Origin of the sequence: Mycobacterium asiaticum (assembly GCF_001673635.1) — a bacterium.
In the GTDB taxonomy this organism is placed as follows: Bacteria; Actinomycetota; Actinomycetes; order Mycobacteriales; family Mycobacteriaceae; genus Mycobacterium; species Mycobacterium asiaticum_C.
Map to the genome: position 1 here is coordinate 1 of NZ_LZMH01000073.1, position 20,908 is coordinate 20,908.

Annotated in this window: 20 protein-coding genes; 6 read left to right on the forward strand and 14 right to left on the reverse strand. The window is 66.8% G+C overall.

All coding sequences use genetic code 11. The features are described from left to right. The 6 genes from A5645_RS21750 to A5645_RS21775 form a co-directional block, all read right to left on the reverse strand. On the reverse strand, positions 1-2,114 hold a 2,114-nt coding region (locus A5645_RS21750), incomplete at its 3' end, for a PPE domain-containing protein (RefSeq protein ID WP_065130986.1). Positions 2,115-2,265: 151 nt separating this feature from the next. Then, on the reverse strand, positions 2,266-2,700 hold the full coding sequence (locus A5645_RS21755; protein WP_065036460.1) for a hypothetical protein: 435 nt from the start codon (positions 2,698-2,700) through the stop codon (positions 2,266-2,268). Position 2,701: 1 nt separating this feature from the next. After that, a complete protein-coding gene (locus A5645_RS21760) occupies positions 2,702-3,967 on the reverse strand; it encodes a DUF58 domain-containing protein (protein WP_065036459.1) in 1,266 nt (421 codons plus the stop codon). Continuing rightward, complete coding sequence (locus A5645_RS21765) at positions 3,964-4,950, reverse strand: AAA family ATPase (RefSeq protein WP_065036458.1); 987 nt, start codon at positions 4,948-4,950, stop codon at positions 3,964-3,966. Before A5645_RS21765 ends, A5645_RS21760 begins: the two co-directional genes overlap by 4 nt. Continuing rightward, positions 4,947-5,429 (reverse strand): hypothetical protein, encoded by a 483-nt coding sequence (locus A5645_RS21770; protein WP_065130987.1) that lies wholly within the window; start codon positions 5,427-5,429, stop codon positions 4,947-4,949. The genes A5645_RS21765 and A5645_RS21770 overlap by 4 nt, the downstream gene beginning before the upstream one ends. After that, entirely contained in the window at positions 5,426-6,382 is a 957-nt protein-coding gene (locus tag A5645_RS21775) for a DUF4129 domain-containing protein (protein ID WP_065130988.1), read from the reverse strand. Before A5645_RS21775 ends, A5645_RS21770 begins: the two co-directional genes overlap by 4 nt. Before the next feature lie 105 nt (positions 6,383-6,487). Between A5645_RS21775 and A5645_RS21780 the strand changes: the two genes are divergently transcribed. Beyond that, positions 6,488-7,774 carry an HNH endonuclease gene (locus A5645_RS21780; RefSeq protein ID WP_065130989.1) on the forward strand — a complete coding sequence of 429 codons (1,287 nt, stop codon included), beginning with the start codon at positions 6,488-6,490 and terminating at the stop codon, positions 7,772-7,774. On the opposite strand, the gene A5645_RS21785 is transcribed toward A5645_RS21780, so the two are convergent. Beyond that, positions 7,775-8,608, reverse strand: a complete 834-nt coding sequence (locus A5645_RS21785) for an SDR family NAD(P)-dependent oxidoreductase (RefSeq protein WP_065130990.1) — start codon at positions 8,606-8,608, stop codon at positions 7,775-7,777. After that, positions 8,605-9,207, reverse strand: a complete 603-nt coding sequence (locus A5645_RS21790; protein WP_065130991.1) for a TetR/AcrR family transcriptional regulator C-terminal ligand-binding domain-containing protein — start codon at positions 9,205-9,207, stop codon at positions 8,605-8,607. Before A5645_RS21790 ends, A5645_RS21785 begins: the two co-directional genes overlap by 4 nt. A gap of 43 nt (positions 9,208-9,250) precedes the next feature. Between A5645_RS21790 and A5645_RS21795 the strand changes: the two genes are divergently transcribed. Together A5645_RS21795 and A5645_RS21800 are read left to right on the forward strand one after the other, a co-directional pair. Then, a complete protein-coding gene (locus A5645_RS21795; RefSeq protein ID WP_065130992.1) occupies positions 9,251-10,369 on the forward strand; it encodes a phosphotransferase family protein in 1,119 nt (372 codons plus the stop codon). Next, positions 10,369-11,484 carry an Rv3169 family protein gene (locus A5645_RS21800; RefSeq protein WP_065036451.1) on the forward strand — a complete coding sequence of 372 codons (1,116 nt, stop codon included), beginning with the start codon at positions 10,369-10,371 and terminating at the stop codon, positions 11,482-11,484. Before A5645_RS21795 ends, A5645_RS21800 begins: the two co-directional genes overlap by 1 nt. On the opposite strand, the gene A5645_RS21805 is transcribed toward A5645_RS21800, so the two are convergent. Then, a complete protein-coding gene (locus A5645_RS21805; protein WP_081288488.1) occupies positions 11,467-12,531 on the reverse strand; it encodes a TIGR03617 family F420-dependent LLM class oxidoreductase in 1,065 nt (354 codons plus the stop codon). The genes A5645_RS21800 and A5645_RS21805 overlap by 18 nt on opposite strands. Positions 12,532-12,615: 84 nt before the next feature. On the opposite strand from A5645_RS21805, the gene A5645_RS21810 reads away from it, so the two are divergent. Continuing rightward, positions 12,616-13,962 carry a flavin monoamine oxidase family protein gene (locus tag A5645_RS21810; RefSeq protein WP_065130993.1) on the forward strand — a complete coding sequence of 449 codons (1,347 nt, stop codon included), beginning with the start codon at positions 12,616-12,618 and terminating at the stop codon, positions 13,960-13,962. On the opposite strand, the gene A5645_RS21815 is transcribed toward A5645_RS21810, so the two are convergent. After that, complete coding sequence (locus tag A5645_RS21815; RefSeq protein ID WP_065130994.1) at positions 13,957-14,934, reverse strand: alpha/beta fold hydrolase; 978 nt, start codon at positions 14,932-14,934, stop codon at positions 13,957-13,959. The genes A5645_RS21810 and A5645_RS21815 overlap by 6 nt on opposite strands. A 126-nt stretch (positions 14,935-15,060) precedes the next feature. Between A5645_RS21815 and A5645_RS21820 the strand changes: the two genes are divergently transcribed. Further along, positions 15,061-16,398 (forward strand): FAD-dependent oxidoreductase, encoded by a 1,338-nt coding sequence (locus A5645_RS21820; RefSeq protein WP_065130995.1) that lies wholly within the window; start codon positions 15,061-15,063, stop codon positions 16,396-16,398. Positions 16,399-16,407: 9 nt separating this feature from the next. On the opposite strand, the gene A5645_RS21825 is transcribed toward A5645_RS21820, so the two are convergent. Beyond that, a complete protein-coding gene (locus tag A5645_RS21825) occupies positions 16,408-16,785 on the reverse strand; it encodes a nuclear transport factor 2 family protein (RefSeq protein ID WP_065036447.1) in 378 nt (125 codons plus the stop codon). 9 nt (positions 16,786-16,794) lie between these two features. Beyond that, positions 16,795-17,499 (reverse strand): potassium channel family protein, encoded by a 705-nt coding sequence (locus tag A5645_RS21830; RefSeq protein ID WP_065036446.1) that lies wholly within the window; start codon positions 17,497-17,499, stop codon positions 16,795-16,797. A 140-nt stretch (positions 17,500-17,639) separates the two neighbouring features. Here A5645_RS21830 and A5645_RS21835 point away from each other — a divergent pair, with 140 nt between their 5' ends. Further along, entirely contained in the window at positions 17,640-19,136 is a 1,497-nt protein-coding gene (locus tag A5645_RS21835; RefSeq protein WP_065131062.1) for a potassium/proton antiporter, read from the forward strand. Here the strand turns inward: A5645_RS21835 and A5645_RS21840 are convergent. Both A5645_RS21840 and A5645_RS21845 read right to left on the reverse strand, forming a co-directional pair. Beyond that, complete coding sequence (locus A5645_RS21840; protein WP_065130996.1) at positions 19,133-19,837, reverse strand: acetoacetate decarboxylase family protein; 705 nt, start codon at positions 19,835-19,837, stop codon at positions 19,133-19,135. The two genes, A5645_RS21835 and A5645_RS21840, sit on opposite strands and share 4 nt — an antisense overlap. A 325-nt stretch (positions 19,838-20,162) precedes the next feature. Next, positions 20,163-20,870, reverse strand: coding sequence for a GntR family transcriptional regulator (locus A5645_RS21845; RefSeq protein ID WP_253867100.1), 708 nt, complete (start codon positions 20,868-20,870; stop codon positions 20,163-20,165). Positions 20,871-20,908 lie beyond the last annotated feature (38 nt).

Genomic DNA, 20,908 nt, shown 5'->3' on the forward strand with positions numbered 1-20,908 from the left:
ATATTGCCGCTGCCCAGGTTGTAGGACCCGAAGTTTCCGCTGCCCAGGTTGAGGTTGCCGATGTTGCCGCCACCGAGGTTTACATTGCCGAGGTTGCCGATGCCCAGGTTGAGGTCGCCGACGTTGCCAGCACCCAAATTCCAATTGCCGAGGTTGCCAAGGCCGGTGTTGATGCCGGGCAGCGCGAAGACCGCTCCCGGCGCTGCCAGTGCCGCGACCGCCGGCGCCAACGGACCAAGGTCGAGCAGGAAGGCCGGCGCGCTGGCGCGGCCGAATATCCCGGCTTGGTTGTCGCCTTCGTTGAAAGCTCCGGCGCTTTGGTTGCCGGAGTTGCCGATTCCGGTGCTGAAATTGCCTGAGTTCGAAATGCCCACGCTGTTGTCGCCGGTGTTGAACAAACCGACGCTGCTGCCGGTGTTGCCGATGCCCGTGCTGCCAAAAGCGGAGTTGCCGAATCCGGTGGTAAACGAGTTCGAGTTGTTGAAACCCGAGATTCCGCCGAAACCGAGCGGACCGTCGACATTCTGGAAACCGGAGGAGAAATCCGCGGAGTTGTAGAAGCCCGAGGTCCCGGTGCCGGTGTTGCCGAAACCGGAAGAGGTGACACCTACCGGGGTGGTTGAGCTACCAACGGCGGTGTTCAGGTTGCCGGAGTTGAGCAGACCGGTATTGGTGTCTCCCGCGTTTCCGTAGCCGGTATTGGTGTAGCCGGCGTTCGACAGTCCTGTGTTGCCGGAGCCGGAATTCAGCCAACCGGTGTTGTCGCTGCCGCTGTTCCCTGACCCGACGTTGAAATTGCCGGAGTTGCCGAGGCCCATATTGTTGGCACCCGCGTTACCGAGTCCGAAGTTCGAGAACCCCGAGTTTCCGGCACCAGAGGCGAATGCGCCCGAGTTCCAGAAACCGGTATCGGTCGTGCCGGAGTTGCTGAAGCCGAAGCCTCCGACGCCGGAGTTGAAGAAGCCGAAGTTGCCGTCACCGGAGTTGAAGAATCCGATGTTGTTGTTCCCCGAATTTCCGAAACCGAAGTTGCCCGCTCCCGAGTTCAGCGCCCCGATGCCCACCTGATTGTCACCGGTGAGACCGAACCCGATGTTGTTGTTGCCATTGTTCCCAAACCCGAAATTGAGATTGCCGTTGTTGCCGAAGCCGACGTTGTTGAACCCGAGGTTGCCGCTGCCCAGGTTGAAGCTGCCTCGGTTGCCTGAGCCGAAGTTGCCGTCGCCGTTGTTGCCGACGCCGAAGTTGCCGTCGCCGAAGTTGCCGAAGCCGAAGTTGCCGTTGCCATTGTTGCCGAAACCGAAGTTCAACCGACCGAGGTTACCCAGGCCTAGGTTGGTGAAGCCCGTATTCCCGAAACCCAGGTTGTAGGACCCGAAATTGCCGCTGCCGAAGTTGAGGTTACCCGTGTTTCCGCCACCGAGATTCACGCTGCCGAAGTTGCCACTGCCCAGGTTGTAATCACCGAGGTTGCCCCCGCCCAGGTTCCAGAAGCCACCGTTTCCCAGACCGGTGTTGATACCAGGGATCACTGAAGCGGCCACCGCCGCAGCGGGAGCCGCTAGCGCCGCTACCTGGCTCAGCGCCGGCAGACTCGCCAATGTCGTCCCCCACGATGACAAAGCCGCCACTGCGGCGGACGCCCCACCGTGGTAACCCACCAGCGCCGCGACGTCGGCGGCCCAGAACTCCTCGTAGAGGGCTTCGGCCGCCGCGATCGCCGGCGCGTTCTGACCGAACAGATTGGAAAACACCAACTGCACGAACACATTTCGATTCGCCGCCACAGCCAGCGGGTGCACCGTCGCTGCCCGCGCCGCCTCGAACAACGCCGCCACCGCGTTGGCCGACCCCGACGCCGTGGCGGCTCGGGACGCTGCTGCGCTCAACCATGCCGCATAGGGTGCGGCGGCCGCCGCCATCGCCTCGGCGGCAGCGCCCTGCCAAGCCTGTCCCGCCAACCCCGACGTCACCGCCGTGAACGACTGCGCGGCGGACGCCAACTCCTCGGCCAGACCATCCCATGCCGTCGCTGCCGCCAGCATCGGACCCGAACCGGCCCCGGCAAACATCCGCAGGGAATTGATCTCGGGCGGCAGTCCGAAGAAACTCACTTGGCCATCCCCTTCCGGCGAATCGCTCCAAGCCCGCCGATGAAGGGCTCCCGCAAACCCACCTCAAGCGGGACTGTAGGACGTCTGACGCGCAATTTGTGGCGAATGACTCAAACTCATGTGAACTTGTTAGCTAGCCACTGCGCGGCCCTCAGTTCAAGAACGGGCGGGTGGTGAGCGCGTAGATCGCCAATACCCCGAGCGGCGCGATCAATGGTAGCCATGGCACCTGCAGCGGAAACGCCGTCGCGACCAGTCCCGCAGCCGTAAAGCCAACGGCGCCAATGATTGTCGGCCACGTTCCCGCATCGACGATGCTGACGGAATGCCGAACGACCAGGTAGGCCGCCGCGAACAGCCCCGACAGTGCCGCAATCCCGGGCGAAGATTCCGAGAGCAGGATCAGCACCACCGACAGCAACACGGCAACCGTCGCGCCAAGCCGGAGAATTATCCCGGCTGCCACCGCAAGCACCGCGGCGACGGCAACCGCCAGGACCGCGTCGTGTGAACCGACGGCGGCCGTCGCGACCATGAGCAAACCGAGCATCGTCGCGAAGACCCCGTTACCCGATTGAGCAAACATCTCAGCCGCCGCCCCGCAACTGGCCCCGCACCCGACGGCGGCGATCGGGTAATGCCCCCATCGACTGCTCGAGCGAGCGGTCCGATGGCCAAGACAGCACGTCCACACCAATGCTGGTCATGTCTCTATACATCGCGGAACGCTGCAACGCCCACATCCGGCCCACCAGCGGGTCGTGTTCGCCCTCGAACGGGGAGGTGTCCAGTACGTCGACCGCGACCACGACGTGGCCGCGTTTGCGTAAGTCGATGAGCGCCAAGGCGAATTCGGTATCGAGCAGCGTCGAGAAGGCGATGACAATCGCCCCCGCCGGGACCGCGGCCCGCGGCGCGAGTGTTCCGGTGGTTTTCTCGTATCCGTCGCCCGCACCCAGCACGGTGTCCAGCACGCGGTAGAACTGGCGCTGGCCGATATCGGCACCCAGCCAGCGTGGCCGGTTGCCGCCCAGCGCGACGATCCCGGCACGGTCGCCGTTGCGCAGCGCGGTCTGCACCACCTGCGCGGCCCCCCGCACCACGCGTTCGGTGGCCTGGGTCGCCGGCCCCGCAGGCTGTCGATAGGTGTCGATCAGCACCACCACATCGGCAGCCCGGTCGGTCAGCCGCTGCGTCACGTGCAACCGGCCGCGGCGCGCACTGACCGCCCAATTCACCGCGCGCAGTTGGTCGCCCGGTATGTACGGACGGATGTCGGCGTATTCGACGCCAGGACCCACGTGCCGGGTGAGGTGGGCGCCCAACCGGTCGAGCAACTCGGTCCGTGGAATCGACGTCGCCTGCGGGGGTGTCAGGGGAAACACGATGACGTCAGCGGTGTCAACGGTGCCGGTGCCACGTACCAGGCCACCGCGGGCGAGAACGTCGACGCGCACCCGGATGGGGTAGCGTCCCCACCTCTGGGCAACGGCGGCAACTGTTTTCGCGTGCTTACTCGGTGACTCCAGCACTTCCACATCCATGCCGCCGACCGATGACACCGTCAGAGCCAACTCGTCCGAACCGGATTCCGCGGTGGCCCACACCGATATCCGCGCTTGCTCGTCTTCGAAGCAGCGCTGCGAATCCGGCTCGGCATGCACCTGAACCGTAGGGGCCGGTAGCTGCCAGTTCAGTGAGCACAGCACGCCGAGCAGTGGCGCCGCAAAAGCGATCAGCTGCCAGCGCCCACCGACAACGGCGGCCACCAGCGCGACTCCGGCGCAGGTGGCGAGCGACAACGTCAATTGTGACGCTCGCCAACGAAACTCGACGTCGCGAGTTTGGATCATGCCGGGCTGTTCTTCTCGTTGGCGCGGGGCACGGGCAGGCGCCGCAACAGTTCGCCGACCACGTCCGCGCCCTGGATCTTGCGGACCCACATCTCCGGTCGCAGCGTGATCCGGTGCGCGACCGCGGGGGTGGCGAGCGCCTTTACGTCTTCCGGGATCACATAGTCGCGGCCGAGCAGCAGAGCGCGGGCACGGGCGAGCTGAACCAGATCGAGCTCCGCTCTCGGGCTGGCGCCGACGGCGACTTGGGGATGGTGGCGGGTCGCGGTGGCCAGCGAAACGACGTAGTGCAGGACGTCTTCATGCACCGATACCTGCTCGACGGATTCACGCATCGCCAGCAGGTCGTGCGCGTCGACGACCTGGTTGACGGTTGGTTCCACGGACCCGCGTTCCAGGCGGCGTCGCAACATCGCGGTCTCGTCTTCCTCGGACAGGTAGCGCAGCTCCAAGCGGATCGAGAACCGGTCGAGTTGCGCCTCCGGCAGTGGATAGGTGCCTTCGTATTCGATCGGGTTGTCAGTGGCCAGCACGATGAATGGTGTTGGCAGTTTGTGGGTTTGGCCATCGATGCTGACCTGTCCCTCGGCCATCGCCTCGAGCAGGGCCGCCTGAGTCTTGGGCGGTGTCCGGTTGATCTCGTCGGCGAGCAGCAGGTTGGTGAAGATCGGCCCGCGCCGGAATTCGAAGCGTCCCGACTGCATGTCGTAAATGGTCGAGCCCAACAGATCGGCCGGCAGCAGGTCCGGGGTGAACTGCACCCGTGTGAACTCGAGCCCCAACGCGGCGGCGAAGGAACGCGCGATCAACGTTTTGCCGAGCCCGGGCAGATCCTCGATCAGCACGTGGCCCCGGGCCAGGACTGCGGTGAGGATCAACGTGAGGGCCGCGCGCTTGCCGACGACGACGCGTTCGATTTCGTCGAGCACCGCCTCACACTGGGCGGTGGTTTCTTCAACTGACCTAGCGGCCGGCGTTGTCATACCTGCTCCAACCTTCGCAGAATCTCCTCGAGCGCCGCCCGACCGGGCCCCGGCTGGTCGGCAGCCGCATACCCCACGTTATTCGGGTTAACCCATTCCCAAAGTTCGGGTCCGAACAGCATCTCCCCCGTGGCTCGGAATGCGGCCGGATCTTTCGCCTGCCGTTGGCCGGTCGTGAGTTCGAAGCGCCGCGCCAGCATTGGGCGCAGATGACGGTCCCAGTCCGCGCGAGTGGAATCCGACCACCGGATAGTCGTTTCGGTGCTGGACAACCAGCGGCGTAACGAGTCGGCGAGATCGTCGGAGTCCGGGTCGGGCGCGGGCTCGTTCGGGTGACCCAGGGCGCGACGGATGCTGAGCAGCACCAACGTCAGACCCACGCCGGCGGCCAGTAGCACAAACCGGCGATCCTGCGCCACCAGCAGCAGCAGCTCCGTTCCGATGATGAGCAGAATGCCCAGGGCCAGTAGCCTTTTCATACCGCCTCACTCGAGCGCGGCGCGATCTCGTCGAGTACCAACTCGAGCACGCGCACGGCTGTCTCGCGGTGCCCTTCGTTCATCACATGCGGACTGAACCGGGCTTCCTCGAACAGATTCACCAACTCGACGGCGGTGTCGGCGCGGAGCGCACGATGTGCCACTGCCCTGGCCAATACTTCGGTGGGGGTGTCGGCTTCCTGCGGGACGGCACCAGGGACATTGGCCAGCTCGCGCTCCATCGCCGCATAGCAGGCGATGATCGCCTCGCGTGGCTGGCGGCTCAGGTCGGCCATCTCGGCCAAGCCGACTTCGGCTGCGCGCACCAGTGATTCGGACGCGGCTTCCGGCGCCGGGGGGTCTTTCCGATTAATAGCCGGGGGCGAGGGCGCCGCCGGTCGCCGACGTCGGCGGGAAGCAATGACTCCACCGGCGAACAGCATCAACAGGACCGGTACGAACGCTAGTAGGGCACCCAACGTGTCCCCGTTTTTGTCGCGGTGTGGCGGCTGTTTCGGTGGCGGGCCGTCGCGCGGTACCGTCGGCGGGGCCGGTGTCGAACTTTGTTGGGGTGCATCAAGATTGATTTCAGGGGGAGTCCACAGGCGCGACAACAGCAGCGCGATGGCCAGCCAGGCCACAATCACTGCGAGCGCGATCAGCACGACGCGCCAGCTCGGTCGTTCGCCGCTGCCGCGGCCCAGCATTTCCGAAAGGTTGCCCGAACTCGGCGCCACCGCGCGCGGGTCGCGGAAGCGGGCGATAAGAGAGAACGCCAGCAGTCCCACGGTGGCCGCAATTGCCGCGACGAGGAACATCAGCGGAGCGCGATTGCCGCCGTCGTCGGCGAGCCGTGTGTCGTGCTGCGGCGGTAAGTACCCACGCAGGGCGGCAGCGGCCACGATCAACAAGACGAGCACGGCGACCACGCGGCCCGTCGGCTTGTCGAACATCAGCGGAAGGCCACTAAGTGCCTCATAGCCGAAGGCTAGCGGCGTTCGCCTGCCCCGGTCCAGTGGCGACGACGGCGGTCACCGGGGCATGGTAGTATCGAACATATGTTCGAACTAGTGGAATTAGCGTCGCTCGACCCAGCGGCGGGCGAAGCCGAACTTGTCGCCCGGATCACTGCGTTGGAGCAGGTTAAGAGCGCGGCCGCGGCGGGTCAGGCCCGTGCGGCGGCGGCACTGGCCACCGCCCGGCGAGCCGCCGAATCCGCAGCCGGGGTGCCCGCGGCCAAACGCTGCCGCGGCCTGGCCAGCGAGATCGCCCTGGCCCGCCGGGATGCTCCGGTCCGCGGCGGTCAGCACCTGGGCCTGGCCAAGGCGCTGGTCCACGAGATGCCGTACACGCTGGCCGCCCTCGAATGCGGAGCGCTCTCTGAGTGGCGGGCCACCCTGATCGTGCGCGAATCGGCATGCCTGGACGTCGAAGACCGCCGCGTCCTGGACCGTGAGATGTGTGCCGACGTGGACAAGTTGACCGGCAAGGGCGACAAACGATTGACGGCCGAGGCTAAAGCCATCGCCTACCGTCGCGACCCGCGCGCGGTGGTCGACCGCGCGGCCAAGGCACCGCAGGACCGGACGGTGACCATCCGGCCCGCCCCCGACACCATGAGCTGGGTGTCAGTTCTGCTGCCCGTCGCGCAGGGCGTCGGGGTATATGCCACGTTGCGGCGCATCGCCGACACCACCTTCGATGGCCGGTCCCGCGGCCAGGTCATGGCGGACACCGTCGTCGAGCGAATCACCGGCAGCCCCGCCGACGCCGCCGCCCCGGTCGCGGTCAACGTGGTGATCTCCGATACCGCACTGCTCGGCCAGGACACCAGCCCCGCCCTGCTCGACGGCTACGGACCGATCCCCGCCGAGGTGGCCCGGACCATGATCGCCAACGCCCTGACCGACCGACGCTCCCGGGCGAGCCTGCGCCGCCTCTACGCACGCCCGAGCACCGGAGCTCTGGTCGCCATGGAATCCCGCGGCCGCGCCTTCCCCCGCGGCCTCGCCCGCTTCGTCGGGCTGCGCGACCAAACCTGCCGCACTCCCTATTGCGACGCCCCGATCCGCCACCGCGACCACGCGCAGCCCTGGCGGCGCGGCGGCAAGACCAGTGCCGACAACGGCCAGGGTCAGTGCGAATTGTGCAACTACACCAAAGAAGCGCCGGGCTGGCGGGTCAGCACCGGCACCAGCGAGGGACGGCACAGCGCCGAGTACACCACCCCCACCGGCGCCCGGTACCGATCGACCGCGCCACCCCTGCCCGGCTACCCCAGAGTTGACATCAGCGAAGTCGAAACCGGCATCGCGATCACGCTGGTCAACCTTCACGCCGCCTGATCAGAGGCTGAACGGCGTGAAGGTGCCATCGAGCACCTGCAGGTGGCCGATGGTGCGGCCGGTCACCACGGCGGGGTCCACCCGCGTGAGTTGCACTGCCGCTTGGGCGAACTCGTCGGCCGAGCTGACTTCGTCGAAGCTGCGCGCATAGTAGGACAAGCCTGGCGTCATGATCGCTTTGGACGGCGCGAGGGCGTTTACCGCAATGTTGTATGCCGCGAGATCATATGCGGCGCATTGGGTCAGATGCTCGAGCGCTGCCTTGGAGCCACCGTATCCGGGCAGCACGCCACTACTGCGGTCCGGATAGGGCCCGTCGCCGGGCAGCCGCGACGCGACCGAGGTGATGTTGATGATCGAACCGCCGCCCGCGGTGATCATGTCGGGGCTGACCAGCTGCATGAGCTCGTAGGCCGCGAAGATCGAGATCTCGAAATGCCGGCGGTAGGCGGACAGCGGGGTGCTCACGAAGCCTGGCCACCCGGGTTTCGGCTTAGGCGTCGCAGACTTGGGACGCGGCTGCGCGCCCGGGCGGCCGGGCGCGGTGAAGGCGGCGTTGTTGATCAGTATCGTGATGGGGCCCAACGTGTCTCGCGCAGTGTCCACCAACCGGACTATGTCGTCGCGTTCGGTCAGGTCGGCCCGAACGGCCACCGCCCGTCCGCCCGCCGCCTCGATGTCGTCGACGGTCTCGCCGATCGTGCCGGGCAGCCGGTCATCCCAGACCGCTTCGGTACGGCCGGCCACGGCCACAGCTACACCCTCGGCGGCCAACGCCAGCGCTATCGCCCGGCCCAGCCCGCGGCTCGCACCGGTGACTATCGCCGCCGTCATCGCGTGACCCCGTGCACGATGATGGCGGTGGTCTGCTGCACCCAGGAGTCGTCGAGCTTGCGGTCCGGGTACAGCAGCATCCGCAGCATGGTGGCTCCTCCGATCAACTCGATCAACCGGTCCGGGTCGACATCCGGATGCGCCTCCCCCCGCCCCACGGCTTCCCGCAGCCGTAGCCGCACCGCGGTGAACAAGTCGGCGAACCGGGACATGACCCGGGCGTTGAGTTCGGCGTCCGCGGTCATGTCGGCGACGAGCCCCGGCAGGGCAGCGCGCACGACCGGCGTGGTGAAGACGTCGCGGGTCGCCTCGATCATCATCGCGATGTCGGCGGCGAAGTCACCGGCGGGTGCCACCAAAGCGGTCGGTGCAACCGGGAACGCCGCCTCGTGCACCAACTCGGCCTTGCTCGACCACCTGCGATACAGCGCCGACTTGGTGGTCCCGGCACGTTCGGCGACCGCGGCCAGGCTCAGACTCGAATAGCCGATGTCCACAAGCAGTTCCGCCGTCGCGGCAAGGATGGCAGAGTCGATACGCGGATCCCGGGGCCGCCCGGCACCGGGGGCCTTGTCAAGGGTTGACGGGTCTGCTTTCATAACGCTACCTACCGTATCGTAATTACCCCGCAAAGGAAGCATCGTGGCCAATGAACCGGCGGTCGAAGAGATAGGCCGCATGCAACGCTCGAGCCGCGACACCGCCACCGTCCCGAGCCTGATATCGCAATGGCTGTCGACCGTGCTTCCCGTTGCCCCGGAGGTCACCGTGGAAAGCGGTGTGGACTCGACGGGCATGTCCTCGGAGACCATCATCCTGACGGCCCGGTGGGAAGGCCAGGAGCAGAAGCTGGTGGCGCGCGTAGCCCCCACCACCCAGGATGTGCCGGTCTTCCCCACCTATCGCCTCGACCATCAATTCGAAGTCATCCGCCAAGTCGGCGAGCTGACCGATGTCCCGGTCCCCAGAGTCCGCTGGATCGAGAACACCGGCGAGGTGCTGGGCGCCCCGTTCTTCCTGATGGACTACGTTGACGGCGTGGTGCCGCCCGACGTCATGCCGTATACGTTCGGCGGCAACTGGTTTGCCGACGCACCCGCCGATCAACAGCGCAAGCTGCAAGACGCCAGCGTCAAGGTACTGGCCACGCTGCATTCGATCCCTCAGGCCGAGAAGACGTTTGGTTTCCTCACCGAGGGACTGACCGGTGAAACCGCGCTGCGCAGGCATTTCAACTGGGTCAAGTCCTGGTACGAATTCGCGGTCCCGGACATCGGCCGGTCGCCACTGGTCGAACGCAGCCTGCAGTGGCTGCAAGACAATTGGCCCAAGGATGCCGACGCCCGCGAATCCGTCCTGCTGTGGGGCGACGCCCGGGTGGGCAACGTGTTGTACCGGGACTTCGAACCCGTCGCGGTGCTGGACTGGGAAATGGTGACACTGGGCCCGCGCGAACTCGACGTGGCCTGGATGATCTACGCGCACAAAGTCTTTGAGGAACTGGCCGGTCTGGCTACGCTGCCGGGTCTGCCGCAGGTGATGCGCGAGGAGGACGTGCGCGCCACGTATCAGCAACTCACTGGCGTGGAACTGGACGACCTGCAGTGGTTCTACGCGTATTCGGGAGTCATGTGGGCTTGCGTGTTCATGCGTACCGGCGCGCGGCGGGTGCACTTCGGTGAAGCCGAGAAACCCGACGACGTGGAATCGCTGTTCTACCACGCCGGATTGATGAAACGGTTCATCGGAGAGGATCAGTGATGCTAGGCCCACTCGACGAGTACCCGGTCCATCAGCTCCCCCAGCCGATCGCCTGGCCCGGTTCCTCCGACCGCAACTTCTACGACCGCTCCTACTTCAACGCCCACGACCGCACCGGCGACATCTTCGTGATCACCGGCATCGGTTACTACCCCAACTTGGGCGTCAAGGATGCGTTCCTGTTGATCAGACGCGGCGACACCCAGACGGCGGTGCACCTGTCCGACGCGATCGACCAGGACCGGCTGCACCAACACGTCAACGGCTACCGGGTCGAGGTCATCGAGCCGTTGCGGAAACTGCGCATCGTTCTCGATGAAACCGAGGGCATCGCAGCCGATCTCACCTGGGAAGGGCTGTTCGACGTCGTCCAGGAGCAACCGCACATCCTGCGCTCGGGAAACAGGGTGACGCTCAACGCGCAACGGTTCGCCCAGCTGGGTAGCTGGAGCGGGCACCTGTCGGTTGACGGCACAGACATCAAAGTCGACCCCGCCCGGTGGATCGGCAGTCGGGACCGATCCTGGGGCATCCGCCCGATCGGTGAACCCGAACCCGCGGGGCGCCCGGCCGATCCGCCGTTCGAGGGCATGTGGTGGCTCTACGTGCCAATCGCGTTCGACGACTTCGCCATCGTGTTGATCATCCAGGAGGAGCCGAGCGGATTCCGCTCGCTCAACGACTGCACCCGGGTGTGGCGCGACGGCCGGGTCGAGCAGCTGGGCTGGCCGCGGGTGAAGATTCACTACCGTTCGGGCACCCGCATCCCGACCGGAGCGACCATCGATGCAACCCGCCCCGACGGCACCCCGGTCCACTTCGACGTGGAATCCAAACTGCCGGTGCCGATCCACGTGGGCGGCGGCTACGGCGGCGATTCGGACTGGCTGCACGGCATGTGGAAGGGCGAGAAGTTCGTCGAACGGCTCACCTACAACATGACCGATCCGGCGATCGTCGGCCGCTCCGGTTTCGGTGTGATCGACCACGTCGGTCGGGCCGTGTGCCGCGACGGCGACGCCGACCCGGTCGAAGGCTGGGGTCTGTACGAGCACGGTGCGCTGGGCCGGCACGACCCGTCGGGCTTCGCCGACTGGTTAACCGTCGCGCCCTAGTGTCGATCGCGAGGGCGGCGTAGCCGGGCGAAGCGGGTCGTCACCATCGTGCCTGAGTGCGTCGATGATCTCGGCCAGCGTGGACAGGCCAATCGGCGCCGCCTGATACAGGAACACGCTGTCCGCCACACCGTCCACACGGTCGCGGATATGCGCAGCGATCTGGGCGGGAGTGCCGCACGCCGCGATGGTGTGCATCATCTCGTCGTCGATCAATCCGGCCATCTCCTGCCAACGGCCCTGCTTGGACATCGCGTTGAGCTCGGGCTGCAGGTCCTCCCAACCATGTGCGGCGAGCACCGGACGGTAGGCGGGGGTGGACCCGTAGAACGCCAGCAGTCGACGGGTACCGGCGGCCGCCCGCTCCAATGCCTCTTCGGTGTCGCCGGCCGACACGATGATCTCCGGGATGATCGTGAAGTCCTCGGGCCGTCGCCCACTGGCCTGCAGACCGGCCCGCACCGCCGGCAGCGTGTTCGTCTGCAGGAACCGCTTGGACCCGAACGGCATCACCAGCAGGCCGTCGGCATGTTCGGCCGTGGCCCGGGTCAGCCGGGGACCCAGTGCGCCCACGAAGATCGGCGGTGGCCCATGAGGATTCGGGCCGGGATTGAAGGTCGGTGTCATCAGTGTGTGCCGGTAGTAGTCGCCGCGAAAGTCCAAGCGGCCACCGGTGTTCCACGCTTCGAAGATGGCGCGCAAAGCCGCGATCAACTCGGTCATCCGCGCCACGGGCCGGTCGAACTCGGCGCCGAATCGCTTCTCGATCTGCGGCCGGATCTGCGTGCCGAGTCCCAGGGTGAACCGCCCGCCGCTGAGCAACTGGTGGTCGTTGGCCTGATGCGCCAGGTGTACCGGATTCCGCGGGAACGCGATCGCCACGTTGGTCATCAGGTCCAGCCCGCCCACGGTGGCGGCCAACGTCAACGGCGCGAACACGTCGTGCGGGCCCTCAAAGGTGGCGACACCGCTTGCGCCGGCGTCGCGCAGCTCACGCGCCCGTTCGGCCGCATCGGCAAGGCCATACAACGCGGTGAAGACTTTCAATGCTCCTACCTCAGGTACGTGATGGGGGACGGCGGGGCAAAAAGAACAGTACGGAACCACCCGTGATGCTGTTGACTAGAGGACGTGACAAACCCCCCACGGACTGTCGATGTCGTCGTGGTGGGCGCCGGCTTCGCCGGGCTTGCCGCAGCTCGCGAACTGACGCAACAAGGTCACGACGTGTTGGTACTCGAAGGCCGCGACCGCGTTGGCGGGCGTTCGTTCACCGGTAGCGTCGCCGGCCTGCCCATCGACCTGGGCGGCTCGTTCGTCGGCCCCACCCAGGACGCCGTCAAAGCCCTCGCAGCTGACCTGCGGATCCCGACCACACCGACCCATTACGAGGGCAAGAACGTCATCCGCTGGCGCGGCTCCTCGCGCCCCTACCGGGGCACCATCCCCCGGCTCTCGCTGCTCGGCCTGCTCGATATCGCGCGATTACAGTGGCAATTCGAGCGGATCTCCCGCACCGTGCCGGTGGCGGCACCCTGGAATGCGCGGCGGGCGCAGCAACTCGACGAGTTGTCACTGGCCCAGTGGTTGCGCCTGATCCGCGCCACCGCCTCCTCGCATGACCTGATGGCGATCATGACCCGGGTGACCTGGGGATGTGAGCCCGACGACGTGTCGTTGCTGCACGCCGCGCGCTATGTCCGCGCGGCCGGCGGTATGAACCGGTTGCTCGATACCCGAAACGGCGCGCAGGAGGACCATTTTCCGGGTGGCACTCAACAGATCGCCTTGGCCGTGGCTGCCGAACTCGGCGACCGGGTGCTGCTCAACGCACCCGTTCGTCGTATCGACCGGCACGGCTCGGGCGTCACGCTCGCCACCGAGCAAGGCCAGGTCGAGGCCGGCTTCGTGATCGTCGCCGTCCCACCCGCCCACCGGGCCGCCATCGAGTTCAATCCCCCGCTGCCGCCCGAATACAAGCAACTCGCCAACAACTGGCCCCAGGGCCGGCTCAGCAAGGCCTACGCGGCGTACCCGACACCGTTCTGGCGAAAGAACGGATTTTCCGGCCAGTCCTTGTCTGACCAGGGCCCGGTGTTCATCACCTTCGACCTGAGCCCGCACCCCGACGGCCCCGGCCTGCTGCTGGGTTTCGTCGATTCCCGCAGCTTCGACTCGCTGTCACCCGATCAGCGCCGCCGCGAGGCGCTGCAGTGCTTCGCCGCGCTGTTCGGGGATGAAGCATTCCAACCCCTCGACTATGCCGACCACCGTTGGGGCGCAGAGCAATTCGCACCCGGCGGCCCGACTGCCGCGGTGCCGCCCGGTTCGTGGACGAAGTACGGACGGGTGCTGCGCGCACCGGTCGGCCCTATCCATTGGGCCGGTACCGAGACGGCTGACAATTGGACCGGGTACTTCGACGGCGCGGTCAGATCCGGCCAGCGTGCCGCTGCCGAAGTAGCTGCGTTGCTATGAGCTGATCAACCGGAAGCGGTCGTGCCGGGCCATGGCTGATTCGGCCAGGCCACGAAGTTCCCGGTTGACCTCCGCCGGCCGTTCCAGCATCGAGCAGTGACCGCCGGGCAGTTCGACCAGGCCGATGACATTAGGTGCGTCGCGCGCGATCCGGCGGGAGTGACTGATCGGTGTCAGCCGGTCCCGCTGGCTGCCGATGACAAGCGTCGGCACCGTCAGTCCGTCGAGGCTGAGGTAACGCGACCCCACCTCGGCCATCAGCATCCGGGCGCAACCGCCGCGCCCCGCCGGGGAGGTCTGCTCAAAGAGTTCGTACACGAGCCGGGCGGTGGCAGGATCGGTGCCCGCGCCGACCGCCATCATCGCCACCAGGTGCTGGCTCGGTATCCGGGCGAGCGCGGGAAGCGGCAGTCCCCCAACGGCATTGATCAGGGTGCGGCCGGCCAGCACACGGGCCGGCGACAAACCCCGCGGCACCGACAGCAACTTGATCTGGCGCAGCAGGTCCCCGCTGGCCGTATTGATCAGCGCAACCGCATCGGCTCGCCGCGCGACCTTGTGCCGGTAGCGCGCCGACCAGGCCTGGATGGTCATGCCGCCCATCGAGTGCCCGGCGATCACCGCACGCTCGTACGGGGCGAGTGCGGCATCCAGCACGCAATCGAGGTCGGAGGCAAGGTGTTTGAGGCTGTAGCCGCCACGCCGCGGCACGCCGCTGCGGCCATGGCCGCGATGATCGAATGCGATGACGCGATATTCGGTTGCCAAATCAGCGATCTGATAGGCCCAGGCCCGGATGGCACAGACGATGCCGTGCGTCAAAACGATCGGGTAGCCGTCCGGCGGCCCGAACACCTCCGCGTGCAGCGTGGTGCCGTCGGCCGCGCGGACCGAAAGGATGCGGCTGGGCGGTAGGTCGACGGGCAGTTGCTGACCCGATCTGCCACGGTCAGTGGACTTTCGAGCACTCATCGTCGCTCCCCCCTCGGCGGCTCCGTTGCCGCCCTCCGGTGTCCCGCGAGTTTACCCGCACGCGATGTGCGGCCAATCACATTCCAAGAACACAAAACGGTAACGGCGTATGGGACCCTGACACTCGTGTCCCCCATGTCCCGTCGGGACTTCCTGGCGGCAAGTGCCGTCATGGCGGGTGCCGGGCTGGCCGCGGGCTGCGAACCGCGTCCGGTGGATAACAAGTCGGTCCTGGTCATCGGTGCCGGCATGGCGGGGTTGGCAGCGGCGCGCAGCCTCGCCGACGCGGGCCGGCCGGTGCGGATCATCGAGGCCCGCAACCGGATCGGCGGGCGGATCGACACAAATCGCGAATGGGGCACAGCGCTGGAAATGGGCGCGTCGTGGATCCACGGCACCACGAACAACCCGCTGCTGGAACTGGCCGACAAGGTGCACGCCCAGATCGTGCCGACCGACTACAACCACCCGGTCAAACTCGCGATCGACCAGCCCTTGCAACCGATCACCTTCGACGCCAAAGCATGGCGCGACCTCGTGTCCGACGCGCGTGAGGAGGCCGTGGGCGGCAGCCTCGGTGCCGCCGTCGCCGCGCAGGCCGACCGCGAGGAACTCTCCGACCGGGAACGTGCCGAGCTTGCTTACTACGTCACCACCGAGATCGAAGACGAGTACGCCGCCGACGCAGACCAGCTCTCGGTCAGCACGTTCGACCAGGGCAGCTATACCGGCGGCCCGCAGTCCGTGGTGACCAGCGGCTACGACGCATTCCCGCACTCGCTGGCCGACGGCCTCCAGATCATCTTCAATGCTGTTGTCAATTCTGTTGCTCAACAAGGTGATTCGATTACCGTGCGAGCCGGCGACAGAATATTCCACGGACCCGCAGCCATTATCACGGTGCCGCTCGGTGTGCTGAAATCCGGGGCGATCACGTTCGACCCGCCGCTGCCGGAGGCACACGCTCATGCCGTGACCGCATTGGGATTCGGTGTGCTGTCCAAGAGCTATTTCCGGTTCCGGCAGCGCAATTGGGATCAGGAGAACGCCTTCTACCAGTATCTGGGCGCGGCGGATAACCGATGGGCGCAGTGGTTCACCCTCCCCGCCGCGGCCGGACCAATTGTGTTGGCGTTCAATCCCGGTCGCACCGGGCGATACGTGGAATCGGCTCCGCCCGCCGAGCTGCTGGCCGGGGCAGCACCCATCGCCCAACAGCTGTTCGGCGCCGACCTCGTCGACGTCCGATCCTCGAGGTGGACAGTCGACCCCTATGCCCTGGGTTCGTACTCCTACCACGCGCCCGGTTCCGGGCCCGAGGACCGGCGTCGGCTGCAGGAACCGGTCAGCGACCGCATCTACCTGGCCGGTGAGGCGGTGGGTTCGGACAACCCCGCGACCGTCCACGGCGCGCTGCTCAGCGGCCGGCACGCGGCAGCCGAATTGCTGCGCCGCCTGGGCTGACGCTGTTTCTCAGTAACTTTCGAACGCCGCCGCGGTGCGCCAGCTCGGCCAGGTGGTCTCCCACACTCGGTAAATCCGCCCGTCGCGATAGGCGGCGATGAGCACGACCTCGATCCGGGTGGGCTGCTCACCGGGCCGTGCCGTCGTGATCCATACCCGTCCGGCAACCTTGTCCGCGGCTTGCACCCAGGCCTGGTCGTCGTACTCGACCTGATAGGTGATGGCGGTCGCGTACAGCTTCCTATGGCTGTCGCGGAACGCGGCGAGATCCTGACTGAGACCGTCGGAGGTCATCACGAAGTCCGGGTGGTAGTAGTGCTCGATCAGGTCGGCATTCTTGGCAACGACCATTCGGTCGAACATCTCACGAAGCAGCGCGACGGACACCGCGCCAGCCTAAGACGGGTTGATGGGCAAGCGGGCACGTCTGGCCCGGTTGATCGCCGTCCACAAGGCACGCTCACGGGCGTTGTCGGCGATGAAGAGCATCTCGTCGCCCGCCTCCAGAACATCGTCGGGCCCCGGAACGATTACGGCGTCACCCCGCACCACGCTCACCAGGCCGGTGTTCTTCGGCAGCTTCAGCTCCGCCACCTGCTGACCGACCAGAGGGTTGTCGTCCGGAAGGGTCAATTTGGTCAAGGCAGTCCGGCCCTCGCGCAGTCCCATCAAGCGGACCAGGTGGCCCACGTCGATCGCGCCCTCGATGCCGGCCACCATGGCACCCGGGGTTGAGACCGCGACGTCGATGCCCCACGACTGGCCGAACAGCCACTCATTGCGGACGTCGTTGATCCTGGCCACCACCCTGGGCACACCGAACTCGGACTTGGCCAGCAGGCCCACGACCAGGTTGGCCTTATCGTCGCCGGTCGCCGCGATCAGCACATCGCACGTCTGCACGCCGGCTTCCTCCAACGAAGACATCTCGCAGGCGTCGGCATAGAGCCAGTCAGCGTCGGGGACCTTGTGCGGCTCGAAGTTGCGGCGCTGGCGTTCGATCAGCAGGATCTTGTGCCCGGCGTCCAGCAGCTCTTGGGCAACGGAGCGGCCGACATTGCCGGCGCCGGCAATCCCGATCCGTAACTTCCGCTTGGCCACACCCCATCTTTGCGTATGACTGTGCACCGAGCGGGCCGTAGGTCCGGGCTGATCTAATGACAGCACGCCGAAGTCGGCGCCCCCGTCCGTACAAGCCGTGGCAGCCATCGCTGCCGCGGTCGCGTGTGAACTGGAACAAAATGACCCTCGAGCAGCTGTACCTGACTCTGTCGGTCGGCGGCCTGGTGCTGCTGGCCAGCATTGTCGGTACCCGCGTGGCCACGGTCGTGGGGTTCCCCAGCCTGCTGCTGTTCCTGCTGGTCGGGGTGGCGATCGGCGAGGACGGGCTGGGCCTGCAGTTCGACGACGTGGTGCTGGCCAGAAACGTCGGCACCGCCGCGCTGGCCGTCATCCTCGTGGAGGGCGGCTTGACGACTCGCTTCAGTGACATCCGCAAGGTATTGGCGCCCGCCGCCGCCCTGGCAACCGGCGGGGTGGTCATCAGCACGCTGGTCACCGCGGTCGGCGCCCACGTGTTGTTGCACTTCGACTGGCAGCTTGCGCTGCTGCTGGGTGCCATCGTCTCCTCCACCGACGCGGCGGCGGTGTTCTCGGTGTTGCGGGTCCTGCCGTTGCCGCGGCGCCTGGCGGGGCTGCTGGAGGCGGAATCCGGCTTCAACGACGCGCCCGGCGTGATCTTGGTGCTGATGTTCAGCGTGGTGCCCTTTGTGCTCGAGCCCGAAGGCGCGGCTATCGACCTGGTATATGAGCTGGTCGCCGGCACCGCGATCGGATTAATCGTCGGCTATCTCGGAGCTTTCGGGCTGCGCCGCATCGCACTGCCCGCGTCCGGGCTGTATCCGATCGCGACGTTCGGGCTGGGCCTCGTCGCGTTCGCGTCCGCCGGCGACGCCCATGCCAGCGGCTTCATCGCCGCTTATGTGGCCGCGGTGGTATTGGCGAACCTGGGTTTGCCGCACCGTTCGGCGACCCGCTCATTCGCCGAGGGGGTCGGCTGGCTGGCGCAGATCGGGCTGTTCGTCCTGCTCGGGCTGCTCGTCGACCCCAGCGAGCTGGCCGGCGACGTGGTCCCAGCGGTGGTCATCGGACTGGTGCTGTTGCTGGTGGCCCGCCCGCTGTCGGTAGTGGGCACGCTCGTCTGGTTCCGCATTCCGTGGCGCGACCAGGCGTTTTTGTCATGGGCCGGGCTGCGCGGCGCGGTGCCCATCGTGTTGGCGACGTTCCCGATCGTCGCCGGCGTGGCCGGCAGTGGGCGGCTGCTCAACATCGTGTTCGTGCTGGTGCTCGTCTTCACCCTCATCCAGGGTCCGAGTCTGCGGCCCATCGCACGCGTTCTGGGCCTGATCTCGCGCGAAGCCACCCGCGAGATCCAGGTGGAAGCCGCGCCGCTGGACATGTTGGACGCCGAACTGCTGACCATGACCGTGCAGAGGCCGTCCCGCCTGCACAACGTCACCATCCTGGAACTGCGATTGCCCGATCCGGCCGTCATCACCCTGATCATTCGGGACGGCCACACCTTCGTCCCCGAGCCGGACACCCGGATCGAGAGCGGTGACGAACTGTTGATCGTGACCACGAGCAAGACCCGGGCCGCCGCCGAGGCTCGGCTCCGCGCGGTCAGCCGACGCGGCAAGCTTGCGCACTGGTTCGACGAGTACGGCGAGATGGACTAAAACCTCGGTTTACCCAGGGTGAAGGTGGCGTCTTCGACGAAAGCGCCCAGGTGCAGCCCCGGCCGCAGCCACGTCGTCAACGGTCCGGCCGAGGAGACGCCCACGGTGATGAACGCGGGCCGAATCCGGCCGGAGAAGGTCAGCAGCGAATCGCCGACGCGGCCGTCGGCGAACTCCTGGCGCGCGGTGGCCTTGGTCTTCAGCGGGATCGCCGGCCCGGCGATTCGGGGTGTCGCGCTGACCGTCCAAGACACTTCGTCAAGGCCGGTGCCGGTGATCAGCCCCCCATTGGCCAGTTCGCCGTCGAAGCGGGCCAGCGTCTTGGGCATCGCCCAGTTGGTGCGGCCGCCGACCAGGCTCGACTCGGAATTAACCGACATAAAGGCCACATTGCCCCACGGCCGGACGCCGGTACGGGACGCGATCATGCCGAGCACCTCGTCGTAGGCGCCAACCGGTGTGTCGGTGTAGCGGACGAACCCGCCGACGGTGGCCAGCGCTGGGCTGCCGGCCAGGGCGGGCGACAACGCGGCGGCCGCGGCGCGCCCGCCGCGACCCATCCACAGCAGCGCGGAACAACGGCACTCCCACGGTGCCGGCGCCTCGTTAGCCGGCAGGGATGCGACCAGTGCCGCGCTGAGGGCGGTCTCCGGCACTCCCCGCAGTCCGGTCAGTTCGATACGCGTGTTGGTGTCCCCCATGGCTACTCCTCATCTTCGATGCGCGCCTGATACGACGCCGCCGGCATCGACGACGGGAGCCGACAGGGTGGTGGTGGAAACGCTCCAAAGCCTGCGCACCGCCCGTGATGGCGACCCGTCGTCCTCGCAGCTTCGCCACAGGGCTCAGCTTGTCACACTGCCGATGCCCGGCTCGGGACCGCTGCCCGACCCGATTCGGCATGGATCAGATCGACTGCGCGCGAGGCGCTTTGGGCGGCGTCCTCCATGGTGGTCGGCCAGTCGTTATGGTCCGGTCGCCGGCCGGCGCCAGCTTGGGCAGCGACGACGGCGCGCCGCCAATCACTCATAGCAACCCGAGGGCTCGCGTGGTGCTGGCCAGGTGGGCACGCACCGCCTCGCGAGCAACGTCCAGATCGCCGTCGCGCAGCGCTGCCGCGATCCGCTCGTGTTCGCCGATGATGTTGACCAAGCGCTGCCCGTCGCGCGCCGATTCACCGATCATGCGCATCTGGCGGTCACGCAACGTGGCGTAGAAACCGGCCAGGATCGAGTTGCCCGCCGCGTCCAGGGTGAGCTGGTGGAAGGCGCGATCGGATTCCAGAAAGTCCGCTAGCCGGGACGCGGCGGCGGCCTCGCGTTGCCGTTGCAGCTCTGTCGAAAGCTGTTCGTAGAGTGCGGCTCCCGCCTGCGGACCCCGCTGCAGTACGGCACGGACCGCGAAGTCTTCCAGCACCAGCCGCGCTTCCAGCACCCCGCGCACCTCGTCCGGTGAAACCGGCACCACCAGCGCACCGCGCTTGGGATACAGCCGCAGCAGACCCGCGGCCTCGAGTTGCAGAAACGCCTCCCGCACCGGCGTCCGCGACATACCCAACGCGTTGGCCACTTCCCCCTCACTGATCAACTCGCCGCCGGGAAATGCCCCGGTCAGCACCCGGGATTTCACGTAGTCCAACGCTCGATCCTTCGCAGCGCCCGGCCCGCGGGCCGTCTCCAACGCCATGCCGGCCTCCTTGCGGCTGAGTCGTATCCCGACTGTAGCGGCGACCATCGTTTGCATCTTAGATACAAGATAGATACTATTGAGAT

Bases quoted from the DNA above. Each gene is read 5' to 3' on its own strand.
- A5645_RS21755 (WP_065036460.1), bottom strand. From the start codon at position 2,700: ATGTTTGCTCAATCGGGTAACGGGGTCTTCGCGACGATGCTCGGTTTG.
- A5645_RS21760 (WP_065036459.1), bottom strand. From the start codon at position 3,967: ATGATCCAAACTCGCGACGTCGAGTTTCGTTGGCGAGCGTCACAATTG.
- A5645_RS21765 (WP_065036458.1), bottom strand. From the start codon at position 4,950: ATGACAACGCCGGCCGCTAGGTCAGTTGAAGAAACCACCGCCCAGTGT.
- A5645_RS21770 (WP_065130987.1), bottom strand. From the start codon at position 5,429: ATGAAAAGGCTACTGGCCCTGGGCATTCTGCTCATCATCGGAACGGAG.
- A5645_RS21775 (WP_065130988.1), bottom strand. From the start codon at position 6,382: ATGTTCGACAAGCCGACGGGCCGCGTGGTCGCCGTGCTCGTCTTGTTG.
- A5645_RS21780 (WP_065130989.1), top strand. From the start codon at position 6,488: ATGTTCGAACTAGTGGAATTAGCGTCGCTCGACCCAGCGGCGGGCGAA.
- A5645_RS21785 (WP_065130990.1), bottom strand. From the start codon at position 8,608: ATGACGGCGGCGATAGTCACCGGTGCGAGCCGCGGGCTGGGCCGGGCG.
- A5645_RS21790 (WP_065130991.1), bottom strand. From the start codon at position 9,207: ATGAAAGCAGACCCGTCAACCCTTGACAAGGCCCCCGGTGCCGGGCGG.
- A5645_RS21800 (WP_065036451.1), top strand. From the start codon at position 10,369: ATGCTAGGCCCACTCGACGAGTACCCGGTCCATCAGCTCCCCCAGCCG.
- A5645_RS21815 (WP_065130994.1), bottom strand. From the start codon at position 14,934: ATGAGTGCTCGAAAGTCCACTGACCGTGGCAGATCGGGTCAGCAACTG.
- A5645_RS21835 (WP_065131062.1), top strand. From the start codon at position 17,640: ATGACCCTCGAGCAGCTGTACCTGACTCTGTCGGTCGGCGGCCTGGTG.
- A5645_RS21840 (WP_065130996.1), bottom strand. From the start codon at position 19,837: ATGGGGGACACCAACACGCGTATCGAACTGACCGGACTGCGGGGAGTG.
- A5645_RS21845 (WP_253867100.1), bottom strand. From the start codon at position 20,870: ATGGTCGCCGCTACAGTCGGGATACGACTCAGCCGCAAGGAGGCCGGC.